General features: G+C 58.1%; 12 protein-coding genes. 9 read left to right on the top strand and 3 right to left on the bottom strand.

Annotated features, from left to right (window positions below; all coding sequences use genetic code 11):
* Positions 1-47: 47 nt before the first annotated feature.
* Complete coding sequence (gene hrpB, locus PFH44_RS07320) at positions 48-2,492, bottom strand: ATP-dependent helicase HrpB (protein WP_283824673.1); 2,445 nt, start codon at positions 2,490-2,492, stop codon at positions 48-50.
* 127 nt (positions 2,493-2,619) lie between these two features.
* Here hrpB and thpR point away from each other — a divergent pair, with 127 nt between their 5' ends.
* The 9 genes from thpR to panD all read left to right on the top strand — a co-directional run bounded on the left by thpR (position 2,620) and on the right by panD (position 9,787).
* The gene (gene thpR / locus PFH44_RS07315; RefSeq protein WP_045859802.1) at positions 2,620-3,156 is read left to right on the top strand and encodes an RNA 2',3'-cyclic phosphodiesterase; all 537 of its coding nucleotides are present in this window, start codon (positions 2,620-2,622) and stop codon (positions 3,154-3,156) included.
* Positions 3,156-3,884, top strand: coding sequence for a DNA/RNA nuclease SfsA (gene sfsA / locus PFH44_RS07310; RefSeq protein WP_045859804.1), 729 nt, complete (start codon positions 3,156-3,158; stop codon positions 3,882-3,884). The genes thpR and sfsA overlap by 1 nt, the downstream gene beginning before the upstream one ends.
* 152 nt (positions 3,885-4,036) lie before the next feature.
* Entirely contained in the window at positions 4,037-4,492 is a 456-nt protein-coding gene (gene dksA, locus PFH44_RS07305) for an RNA polymerase-binding protein DksA (protein ID WP_007373199.1), read from the top strand.
* Positions 4,493-4,550: 58 nt separating this feature from the next.
* Positions 4,551-5,432 carry a tRNA glutamyl-Q(34) synthetase GluQRS gene (gene gluQRS, locus PFH44_RS07300; protein ID WP_283824672.1) on the top strand — a complete coding sequence of 294 codons (882 nt, stop codon included), beginning with the start codon at positions 4,551-4,553 and terminating at the stop codon, positions 5,430-5,432.
* Between the two features lie 179 nt (positions 5,433-5,611).
* A complete protein-coding gene (gene pcnB / locus PFH44_RS07295) occupies positions 5,612-7,006 on the top strand; it encodes a polynucleotide adenylyltransferase PcnB (protein ID WP_072051891.1) in 1,395 nt (464 codons plus the stop codon).
* Positions 7,003-7,482, top strand: coding sequence for a 2-amino-4-hydroxy-6-hydroxymethyldihydropteridine diphosphokinase (gene folK, locus PFH44_RS07290; RefSeq protein WP_132513294.1), 480 nt, complete (start codon positions 7,003-7,005; stop codon positions 7,480-7,482). Before pcnB ends, folK begins: the two co-directional genes overlap by 4 nt.
* Before the next feature lie 117 nt (positions 7,483-7,599).
* On the top strand, positions 7,600-8,391 hold the full coding sequence (panB, locus tag PFH44_RS07285; RefSeq protein WP_283824671.1) for a 3-methyl-2-oxobutanoate hydroxymethyltransferase: 792 nt from the start codon (positions 7,600-7,602) through the stop codon (positions 8,389-8,391).
* 11 nt (positions 8,392-8,402) lie between these two features.
* Complete coding sequence (gene panC / locus PFH44_RS07280) at positions 8,403-9,257, top strand: pantoate--beta-alanine ligase (protein ID WP_283824670.1); 855 nt, start codon at positions 8,403-8,405, stop codon at positions 9,255-9,257.
* 149 nt (positions 9,258-9,406) lie between these two features.
* Complete coding sequence (panD, locus tag PFH44_RS07275) at positions 9,407-9,787, top strand: aspartate 1-decarboxylase (protein ID WP_041144088.1); 381 nt, start codon at positions 9,407-9,409, stop codon at positions 9,785-9,787.
* Between the two features lie 597 nt (positions 9,788-10,384).
* On the opposite strand, the gene PFH44_RS07270 is transcribed toward panD, so the two are convergent.
* Together PFH44_RS07270 and PFH44_RS07265 are read right to left on the bottom strand one after the other, a co-directional pair.
* Positions 10,385-10,861, bottom strand: coding sequence for a DUF2778 domain-containing protein (locus PFH44_RS07270; protein ID WP_072051892.1), 477 nt, complete (start codon positions 10,859-10,861; stop codon positions 10,385-10,387).
* The gene (locus PFH44_RS07265; RefSeq protein WP_045859820.1) at positions 10,858-11,340 is read right to left on the bottom strand and encodes an Hcp family type VI secretion system effector; all 483 of its coding nucleotides are present in this window, start codon (positions 11,338-11,340) and stop codon (positions 10,858-10,860) included. The genes PFH44_RS07270 and PFH44_RS07265 overlap by 4 nt, the downstream gene beginning before the upstream one ends.
* Positions 11,341-11,560: the final 220 nt, after the last annotated feature.

Raw genomic sequence — 11,560 nt, 5'->3', positions numbered from 1 at the left:
GGCCGGCGGCGGCCTGTTCCTGTGGGCCCAGGCGGCATAGACCGGGCTCAGTTCGACCCCGGCGGCGCATACTTTTTGGTGCGCCGGGTCGCCGCGGCGTTGGCCGGATCGTCCGGCCAGACGTGTTTGGGGTAGCGTCCCTTCATCTCTTTTTGCACTTCCCGATAGGCCCCCTGCCAGAAGGCGCTGAGATCGCGGGTGATCTGCAGCGGGCGCTGGGCGGGCGACAGCAGCTCCAGCACCAGCGCCATCCGGCCCCGGGCAATGGTCGGGGTCGTCGCTTCGCCAAACATCTCCTGCATACGCACCGCCAGCGCCGGCGGGTTTTCCTCGTGGTAGCGAATGGCGATCCGGCTGCCGGTCGGCACGACGTAGTGGGTTGGCAGCTCGCTATCGAGCTTCTGACGCAGCGGCCACGGCAGCCAGTTCTGCAGCGCCTGGCGAATATCCAGCGCCCGGAGCGCGCGCAGCGAGTGCACCCCGTTCATTTGCGGCAGCAGCCACGCCTCCATCGTTGCCAGCAGCGAGGCCTCATCCACCGCCGGCCACGCCTCCTCCGGCAGCCACTGCGCCGCGCAGTGCAGGCGCAGACGGAGCTGCTCCGCCTCCGCCGTCCAGTTCAGCACGCTTAGGCCCTTATCGCGAATGCCGTTGAGCATCGCCCGGTGCAGCTCCTCTTCCGACGGCTTTGCCAGCGGCTGAGTTTTGATCACCAGCTGGCCGATACAGGTGCGGCGCCAGGCCTTCAGCGTTCCCTGGGCCTCATCCCACTCCACGGTATCGGAGCGCTGGGCCAGATCCGGCAGCTGCTCCAGCAGCGCGGTAACGTCCAGCGGCTGCGCAAGTAAGATGCGCGCATCCGGCGACGAGCTCCCCTGCAGCAGCAGAGGCGCAATCAGCCACTCATGGCGTCCAAGCGCGTCATCGGCGTTAAGCATCGCCCCCATGCCGTTGGCCAGCTGGTAGCGCCCCTCCTGGCCGCGTCGGCGGGCGATGCGGTCGGCAAAGGCCGGTGCCAGCAAAGCCGACACGCGCTGGGCGTCGGGATGACCCGCCCGGCCGCCGAGGCGCTTCAGCAGCTGCTGCGCCCGCTGCTGCCAGCCGGGCTGCTGGCGGGCAAACGCCGAGCCAAGATCGCTATTCGCGCCGCGCGGCGGCTCTTCGAGGATCGCCGCCAGCTTAGCCGCCGTTGCCGCCGCATCGGGAGAGTCCGCCGCAATCAGCATCGCCGCAAGGCGCGGATCGTTACCCAGCGCGGCCATCTTCCGCCCGCGCGCCGACAGCCTGCTGCCCTCCAGCGCGGAGAGCGCCGTCAGCAGACGCCGGGCCGCTGCCAGGTTGATCTCCGGCGGCAGATCCAGCCAGCGGAGTTCGGCGGGATCCTGACATCCCCACTGCAGCAGCTCCAGCAGCAGCGACGACAGATCGCTTTGCAGGATCTCGGGGTCGCTCTGCGCCGCCGCGCGCTCCGCCTGCTCTTTCGCGATCAGGTGCAGGCAAATTCCGGGCTCCAGACGCCCGGCGCGGCCGGCGCGCTGGGTCATGGAGGCCTGGCTGATGCGCTGGGTTATCAGGCGGGTTAAGCCGGTGCGGGCGTCAAAGCGGGCAACCCGCTCCTGGGCGCTATCCACCACCAGCCTAATTCCCTCAATGGTCAGGCTGGTTTCGGCAATATTGGTCGCCAGCACCACCTTACGCGTCCCCTTCGCCGCCGGCAGAATCGCCTTACGCTGCTCGCTCAGCGGCAGCGCCCCGTACAGAGGGCAGATAGCCACATCGTCGGCCACCCGCCCGGCCAGCTGCTCCTGCACCCGCTGAATTTCGCCGACGCCGGGGAGAAACAGCAGCATCGACCCGCTCTCCTGGCGCAGCAGCTCGGCGGCGGCTATCGCCACCGCCTCATCAAAGCGCTGGTGCGCGGCGAGCGCCTGATAGCGCTTCTCCACCGGGAAGGCCCGGCCGGCGGAGGTAATCACCGGCGCCTGTGGCAGCATCCGCTGCAGGCGATCGTTATCCAGCGTCGCCGACATAATCAGCAGCCTGAGATCGTCGCGCAGGCCCTGCTGCACGTCGAGGAGCAGGGCGAGGGCCAGATCCGCCTGCAGGCTGCGCTCGTGGAACTCATCGAGGATCACCAGGCCCACGCCCGTCAGCTCGGGATCGTGCTGGAGCGTGCGCGTCAGGATCCCCTCGGTGACCACTTCGATGCGGGTATTTGGTCCGACGCAGGTGTCCGCGCGCATCCGGTAGCCCACGGTTTCGCCCAGCTTCTCGCCCAGCAGTTCGGCCAGCCGCTGCGCCACGTTGCGCGCCGCCAGCCGGCGAGGTTCCAGCAGAATAATGCGCCCGTCGATCTGGCCCGCCGCGAGGATTTGCAGCGGCAGCCAGGTCGATTTACCGGCACCGGTTGGCGCATTGAGCAGCACCTGCGGCGCCTGCTGCAGAGCGGAGAGAAGTTCGGGGAGGACGGCGGCAACCGGCAATGAGGACACGAAAGGCTCCAGGGCTTAACATTCAGGGGCAGGCATTGTAGCATCACGCCAGACTTGTCGTCTTTCGCGTTGCAGATACGCTGCAGGCTGAAATTCATCGCACTGAAATGATTACCGGGTATTTATCATGTCCGAGCCGAAAAGGCTGTTTTTCGCCCTTGAACTGCCTGAAGAGGTGCAGCAGCGGATCGTCGACTGGCGCGCCCTGAGCTTCCCGGATGACGCCGGCAGGCCGGTAGCAAAAGCCAATCTGCACCTGACGCTGGCGTTTCTTGGCGAGGTCAGCGCGGATAAGCAGCGCGCGCTGGCGGCACAGGCGGGACGCATTCGCCAGCCCGGCTTTACGCTGACCCTCGACGATGCCGGACAGTGGCTGCGTTCGCGGGTGGTGTGGCTCGGTACGCGCCAGCCGCCGCGCGGCGTGCTGCAGCTGGCCGGTATGCTGCGCGCCCAGGCGGCCCGCAGCGGCTGCTATCAAAGCCCGCAGCCGTTCCATCCGCATATCACCCTGCTGCGCGACGCCCGCAGCGCGGTACCCATCCCGCCGCCCGGCTTCAGCTGGACGTTTGCGGTGCGCGAATTTGTACTTTATGAATCCAGCTTTGCCCGCGGACGTACCCGCTATACCGCGCTGGAACGTTACCCCTTCAACGAGGAGAGCTGATGCTGTTCACCCCACCGCTACGGTCCGCCGTTCTGATTAAACGTTACAAACGATTTCTGGCCGACGTGGTGACCCCCGACGGGCGCGAGCTGACCCTGCACTGCCCGAACACCGGAGCGATGACCGGCTGCGCGACGCCCGGCGATACCGTCTGGTATTCCACCTCCGATAACGTGAAGCGCAAGTATGCACATACCTGGGAATTAACCGAAACCCAGCAGGGCGCAACGATTTGCGTGAATACTTTACGCGCCAATACGCTGGCAAAAGAGGCGATACTGGCGGGTAATATTAGCGAGCTTTCTGGCTATAACACGCTGAAAAGTGAAGTGAAATATGGCGGAGAGAACAGCCGCATCGATATTATGTTACAGGCAGAAGAACGACAAAACTGCTATATTGAAGTGAAATCGGTTACGTTAGCGGAGAAAGAGAGCGGTTATTTCCCCGATGCGGTCACCGAGCGCGGCCAGAAGCACCTGCGGGAGCTGATGGGCGTGGCGGCAGCCGGCGATCGGGCCGTGATTTTGTTCGCCGTGCTGCATTCGGCGATCGACCGTTTCTCTCCCGCTCACCACATTGATGCCAGATACGCACGGCTATTGATTGAAGCACAAACCAAGGGGGTTGAAATTCTCGCATATAAAGCGGAACTTTCTACCGAGATGATGACTCTGAATAAGCCGATTACCGTGGTGTTAACTCCCGGTAAACAAACGGCTAAATAGTGTCCGGGTCGCGAGCGCAAATACGCTTTTCTTCACAGGGTTGTCAAGTGTAACGTTTAGATAATTGCTATCCGGAAAAGCATCTGCTATTTATAGCGGCCTGATTTTTCCCCCACCATGGGGATCGATAGTGCGTGTTAAGGAGAAGCAACATGCAAGAAGGGCAAAACCGTAAAACATCGTCCCTGAGTATTCTCGCCATCGCTGGGGTGGAGCCGTACCAAGAGAAGCCGGGCGAAGAGTATATGAACGAAGCCCAGCTAGCGCACTTCAAGCGTATTCTTGAAGCATGGCGTAATCAACTCAGGGATGAAGTGGATCGCACCGTAACACACATGCAGGATGAAGCTGCTAACTTCCCGGACCCGGTAGACCGTGCCGCTCAGGAAGAGGAGTTCAGCCTGGAGCTGCGTAACCGCGATCGCGAACGTAAACTCATCAAAAAGATCGAGAAAACACTGAAGAAAGTCGAAGACGAAGATTTCGGCTTTTGTGAATCCTGTGGCGTTGAGATCGGCATTCGCCGTCTGGAAGCGCGTCCGACCGCAGATCTGTGCATCGATTGCAAAACTCTGGCGGAAATTCGCGAAAAACAGATGGCTGGCTAATCCACTTCGCTATCGTATCTCCGGCGGGAGTTTCTCCCGCCTACATGCTCTATAGACCATGAATGACTCACGCTATACAGGCCGCTTTGCCCCCTCACCCTCCGGCGAACTCCATTTCGGCTCCCTGATTGCCGCACTCGGCAGCCATCTCCAGGCGCGGGCAAAAAACGGCATCTGGCACGTACGCATTGAGGATATCGACCCGCCGCGGGAGGTTCCCGGCGCCGCCGATACCATTCTGCGCCAGCTCGAGCGTTACGGGCTGCACTGGGATGGCGAAGTGCTGTGGCAGTCGCAGCGCCACGAAGCCTACCGGGAGCATCTTGCATGGCTGCATGAGCAGGGGCTGTGCTATTACTGCACCTGCACCCGCGCGCGTATTCACGCCGTCGGCGGCATCTATGATGGCCACTGCCGCGACCTGCGGCTGCCGGCACAGGACGCCGCGCTGCGCATACGCCAGACGCGACCGGTGCTTGAGTTTTATGACCAGCTGCGCGGAACCCTGGTTGCCGACGAGCCTGTGGCGCGCGAAGATTTTATTATCCACCGCCGCGACGGCCTGTTCGCCTATAATCTTGCGGTGGTGGTGGACGATCGTTTCCAGGGCGTGAGTGAGATAGTCCGCGGCGCCGATCTTATTGAGCCCACGGTGCGGCAGATTTCGCTCTATCAGCACTTCGGCTGGCAGGCGCCGGATTACCTGCATCTGCCGCTGGCGCTGAACGCCGAGGGGAATAAACTCTCCAAACAAAATCACGCCCCGGCGCTGCCGGAAGGCGATCCGCGCCCGGAAATTATACGGGCGCTAATGTTTCTTAATCAGGACGTTGAGCAGGAATGGCGAGCCTTGAGTATCGATGATTTACTCAGGCAGGCGGTAGCGAACTGGAAACCCGAAAAAATCCAGCATTCTCAAATGGCTCCCGCTGAGCTATGATTAGCCGCAATTTTTACTCGTCGCCTTACGCATTGCCGCTGCGATAGCCGCATTTGTCCGCCCAGGTTACATAGCTTTCTATGCCACCGGGAGCCCACAAGCCTGTCGCCGTGCTGCAATCTGAAGTCCATAGAGTAGCTTTTTGGTCCTGAAGTCAGTCTGACACTACGAGGTGCAACATTTTTACCCGAGTCGCTAATTTTTGCCGTAAGGTGCTAAGCCGTGAGGAGCGCGAGGCAGAAGCCGCCGTCGAACAAACGCATATGACGGTTATCCCGCGCGAACAGCATGCAATTTCCCGCAAAGATATCAGTGATAATGCCCTCAAGGTGCTCTATCGACTGAACAAGGCGGGCTACGAAGCCTATCTCGTCGGCGGTGGCGTACGCGACCTCCTGCTTGGCAAGAAGCCGAAAGATTTCGACGTCACCACCAGCGCGACCCCGGATCAGGTACGTAAACTGTTCCGCAACTGCCGCCTGGTCGGCCGCCGTTTCCGCCTGGCTCACGTCATGTTCGGGCCGGAGATTATCGAAGTCGCCACCTTCCGTGGTCACCACGAAGGGCATACCACCGATCGCGTCACCTCGCAGCTCGGCCAGAACGGCATGCTGCTGCGCGACAACATCTTCGGCTCCATCGAAGAAGATGCCCAGCGCCGCGACTTCACCATTAACAGCCTTTACTACAGCGTTGCCGACTTTACCGTCCGCGATTACGTTGGCGGCATGAAGGACATGCAGGATGGCGTTATCCGCCTGATTGGCGATCCGGAAACCCGCTACCGCGAAGATCCGGTACGCATGCTGCGCGCGGTGCGCTTTGCCGCCAAGCTCAATATGAGCATCAGCGCGGAAAGCGCCGAGCCGATCCCACGCCTGGCGGCGCTGCTGCACGACGTGCCTCCGGCGCGTCTGTTTGAAGAAGTGCTCAAGCTGCTGCAGGCGGGCTACGGTTTTGATACCTATATGCTGCTGCGCGAATACAATCTGTTCCAGCCGCTGTTCCCGACCATCACCCGCTACTTTACCGAGCGCGGCGATAGCCCGATGGAGCACATCATCACCCAGGTACTGAAGAACACCGATAACCGCATTCATAACGATATGCGCGTTAACCCGGCGTTCCTGTTTGCGGTGATGTTCTGGTATCCGCTGCTGGAAATGGCGCAGAAAATTACCCAGGAGAGCGGTCTGGCGTACAACGACGCCTTCCTGCTGGCGATGAACGACGTGCTGGACGAAGCCTGCCGTACGCTGGCGATTCCAAAGCGCATCACTACGCTGGTTCGCGATATCTGGCAGCTGCAGCTGCGGATGTCCCGCCGCCAGGGCAAACGCGCGTGGAAGCTGATGGAGCATCCGAAATTCCGCGCCGCGTACGATCTGCTTGAGCTGCGCGCCGGTGCTGAAAAAAACGGCGAGCTGCTGCGCCTGACCAAATGGTGGGGTGAGTTCCAGGTTGCGCCGCCGCCGGATCAAAAAGATATGCTTAACGAGCTCGATGAAGAGCCGGCGCCGCGCCGCCGTCATCGTCGTCCGCGTAAACGCGCCCCGCGCCAGGGCGGCGCATGACGCTCGCCTTTATCGCCCTCGGCAGCAATCTGGCCGCTCCTCTGGAGCAGGTTAATGCTGCCGTTGCCGCGCTGGCGGAGATCCCCAACAGCCGGATCGTCGCCGTCTCCTCTTTCTACCGCACGCCGCCGCTGGGACCGCAGGATCAGCCTGACTACCTTAACGCCGCCGTCGCGCTGGAGACCGGGCTTACCGCAGAAGCGCTGCTGGATAATACCCAGCGCATCGAGCTGCAGCAGGGCCGCGAACGCAAGGCCGAACGCTGGGGTCCGCGCACGCTCGATCTCGATATCATGCTGTTTGGCGAGCAGGTTATCGACAGCGAGCGCCTGACGGTGCCGCATTACGATATGAAAAACCGCGGCTTTATGCTGTGGCCGCTGTTTGAGATTGCCCCCGAGCTCCATTTTCCTGACGGCGTCGCGTTACGCAGCGTACTGACCCAGCTCGCTGCCGATAAACCCGTTCTCTGGTAGTCCTCGCTGCCTTTAACAATTACGGCGATCGTGGTTATCGGTTGCCTAAAACCGTTGCCCCCTCCAGTGCTGCTGTTAGAATGCCGGTTAATATGACTTTCATCATCAGGAAACGTTATGAAACCGACCACTATCGCCCTGCTGCAGAAATGCAAACAGGAGAAGAAGCGCTTCGCCACCATCACCGCCTACGACTATAGCTTCGCAAAGCTGTTTGCCGATGAGGGCATCAACGTGATGCTGGTTGGCGATTCGCTGGGCATGACGGTACAGGGCCACGACTCCACGCTGCCGGTGACGGTTGAAGACATTGCCTACCACACCCAGGCGGTACGCCGCGGCGCTCCTGCCTGCCTGCTGCTCGCCGACCTGCCGTTTATGGCCTACGCCACGCCGGAACAGACCTTCGCCAATGCCGCCGTGGTGATGCGCGCGGGCGCGAACATGGTCAAGATTGAAGGCGGCGCGTGGCTGGCCGAGACCGTCAAAATGCTGACGGAACGGGCGGTACCGGTTTGCGGCCATCTTGGCCTGACGCCGCAGTCGGTTAACGTTTTTGGCGGCTATAAGGTCCAGGGACGCGGCGACGCGGCGCAAACGCTGCTTGACGATGCGCTGGCGCTCGAAGCCGCAGGCGCGCAGCTGCTGGTGCTGGAGTGCGTGCCGGTGGCGCTGGCCCAGCGCGTGACCGAGGCGCTGACCATCCCGGTGATCGGCATTGGCGCCGGTAACGTCACCGACGGGCAAATCCTCGTAATGCACGACGCCTTCGGCATCACCGGCGGCCATATTCCTAAATTCGCTAAAAATTTCCTCACCGCAGCAGGCGACATGCGCGCGGCGGTACGGCAGTATATTGCCGAAGTGGAGTCCGGCGTCTATCCGGGCGAAGAACACAGTTTCCATTAAGGAGTCTTGTTGTGCTGATTATTGAATCCCTGCCGCTGCTGCGTCAGCATATCCGCCGTTTACGTCAGGAAGGCAAGCGCATTGCGCTGGTTCCCACCATGGGCAACCTGCATGACGGCCATATGAAGCTGGTTGATGAAGCGAAAGCCAGCGCTGACGTCGTGGTGGTCAGCATTTTCGTTAACCCGATGCAGTTCGACCGCCCTGACGATTTGACGCGCTACCCGCGCACGCTGCAGGACGATTGCGAGAAGCTGAACAAACGCAAAGTGGACTTCGTATTCGCACCGGCTCCGGCGGAGATCTATCCGCACGGCACCGAAGGTCAGACCTACGTCGACGTTCCCGGCCTGTCGACCATGCTTGAAGGGGCCAGCCGTCCGGGCCACTTCCGCGGCGTCTCCACCATCGTCAGCAAGCTGTTCAACCTGGTGCAGCCGGACGTCGCCTGCTTTGGCGAGAAGGACTTCCAGCAGCTGGCGCTGATCCGCAAGATGGTTGCCGACATGGGCTACGATATCGAGATTATCTGCGTACCGATTATCCGCGCCAAAGATGGCCTGGCGCTCAGCTCGCGCAACGGCTACCTGACCGCCGACCAGCGTAAAATCGCCCCAGGCTTATATAAAGTGCTGAATAGCGTGGCGGAAAAGCTGGTGGCCGGCGATCGTAATCTGGATGAAATGATTACCCTTGCCGGGCAGGAGCTGGACGAAAAGGGCTTCCGCTCTGACGATATTCAGATCCGCGATGCCGATACGCTGCAGGAGCTCACCGAGACCAGCCAGCGGGCGGTGATCCTGATGGCAGCATGGCTCGGCCAGGCGCGTCTTATCGATAACAAAATCGTCGAGCTCGGCCAGTAGACAAAGGTTAAAAATCGGGCAATACTGCCCGGCATTTGCTCAAGCGGATGCGACATCCGCTTCGTTTTCGTCAGGTAGATACCCGCAATAGTTCGAGTGCAGCTAGCCTGTATGCCGCTTGAAGTATGACGGGAATAAAGGTAGACACTATGATTCGTAATATGCTGCAGGGCAAACTCCACCGCGTAAAAGTCACCCAGGCCGATCTGCACTATGAAGGCTCCTGCGCCATTGACCAGGATTTCCTTGATGCGTCCGGGATCCTCGAAAATGAGGCGATCCATCTCTGGAACGTGACCAACGGTAACCGCTTCTCCACCTACGCCATTGCCGCCGAGCGCGGTTCCAGAATCATTTCCGTTAACGGCGCGGCGGCGCACTGCGCCAGCGTCGGCGATATTCTGATCATCGCCAGCTTCGTCACCATGAGCGATGAAGAAGCCCGCAGCTGGCGGCCAAAGGTGGCCTACTTTGAAGGCGACAACGAGATGAAGCGTCAGGCCAAAGCCATTCCGGTTCAGGTTGCCTGATAGCCGATCGCTGACGGTGCTCCTCCCTGGCGGGGCACCGTTCAGCAAGCCCCGTAAAAAAACCTATAGCTGATTAGTCTCCGGCGCGTTGAGGATTAACGTTTTTTAATTAAAGCCGTTATATAAACCACTATTGATACAATCAATAGTGAAGCGAGACAAATAGACAGGAAATAATATTTATCCCATACGTCACCGGATATAACGCCCGTAAATTTTCTTATCAGACCATAGAGCTCTACTTCGGGCATAAATGTTAATAGCAGCACTAACGTTACCGCATAGAGAAATGCAGCCCCAATCCATAGTAGTACATATTGTATCGGCCTCATACGTATCCCCGTATAGCCAGCGTTTAAAATTAACGTTTTTTAATTAAGGCCGTTATATAAACCACTCCTGCTACGATGAGCAGTGAAACTACGCAAAGGGCCAAAAAATAATATTTATCCCAGGTAAAATCGGACATAAACCCCGTTAGGTCGGTAATCAGTCTGTACATTTTCACTTCGGGCATCAGCACGTAGAGCAGGACGAATGTCACGGTAAAGAGTAATGCTTCCCCAAACCATAATAGTACGTATTGTATTGGCTTCATTAGTAGACCTGTACGGTACCAAAAGCGGTTAATGACGCTGTTACCTGTATTGTGGGTGTGTTAAGTAACACATCATGTAACAGCATGAAATCAGCTAAGCGGGATAGCGTAATACAACCTTCGCTTACGCCTTTATAACCTGCAGGGTGAAGTCTGAAGTTTCCTCTTCGAACATGACCAATAAATGTATGATCATCGATCTGTGAATCGTGTCGGTACAGGGCAAACCATATCGACCTATCCGAGCCAGAAATAAACGACGCGACAGAATCACTCACCATCGTAACAATCCCCCCGGTACCACGCGTAACGATGTAGTACAGGCCTGGCGGCAACGGTCCGATAGAAGGTATAGCTACATCATCAGGATTGTTACGTGATGCTCCTGTTCCAGAAAAGGCAGGAAAAAATCCTATACCAGGACAACTGAGATTACTTAGCTGATTCCCGTTCAGATAGAAGGTACTTTGAATCATCGTTCATTCCATGAATCGGAGAAGATAATATTACCATCGCAATGTTTCCATGTGATTTTCTCATAGCGTAATGAAACAGCCTCTAAGTGATTATGTTTCTCTGTCGCGGGGTTTTTACAATCGTGCATCATTGGACAAATAGAGATTACCTTTACGTTTTCAAGTAACATATTAAAGTATTCTTCTTCCTGACCTGAGTAGTTAATTTTGTACCATTTAATTTCTACACTTTTCAAAGTTTGCCCTTGCGCCACGGCCTTATAGATATATGGACTTGATGAGTCAAATTCTTTTTGAAAAGTTAACGGGGCATGTAAACGCGTGCCGGTGATCTTTCCCGTACTGTTATCAGTCGGAAGATGTAAGCCATGACTAAAACCGAGGACCTCAATACTTCCCTCGCGTTTTTTAACATCAACCGCCCCTTTGATATCAGCCCCACCATCATCTTTCATCCATAAATAAGCCGGAATTGCCATTTCTGTACATCCTTTTACTGTGATTAAGTTGAATAACCATAAATAAATAATGGGTTTTATGCAAGGACGTAAACTCTGAAAATAAATAGAGTCATTCGTCAACTTTATACAATTAAAATCCGGTCTAGCGGCTAACCAACGGAGTGGGCCGGTACGGCATAACAGGCAATGAGAGTGCCGTTCAGACTGCTATTGTTGAGCGGTGTGAGTACCTTCAGAC

The sequence above is a fragment of the Klebsiella sp. Ech2A genome (genome assembly GCF_030078455.1).
GTDB classification, from domain to species: domain Bacteria; phylum Pseudomonadota; class Gammaproteobacteria; order Enterobacterales; family Enterobacteriaceae; genus Klebsiella; species Klebsiella terrigena.
Note: the sequence above shows the minus strand (reverse complement) of the source record. Positions and strands in the feature narration are given on the sequence as shown.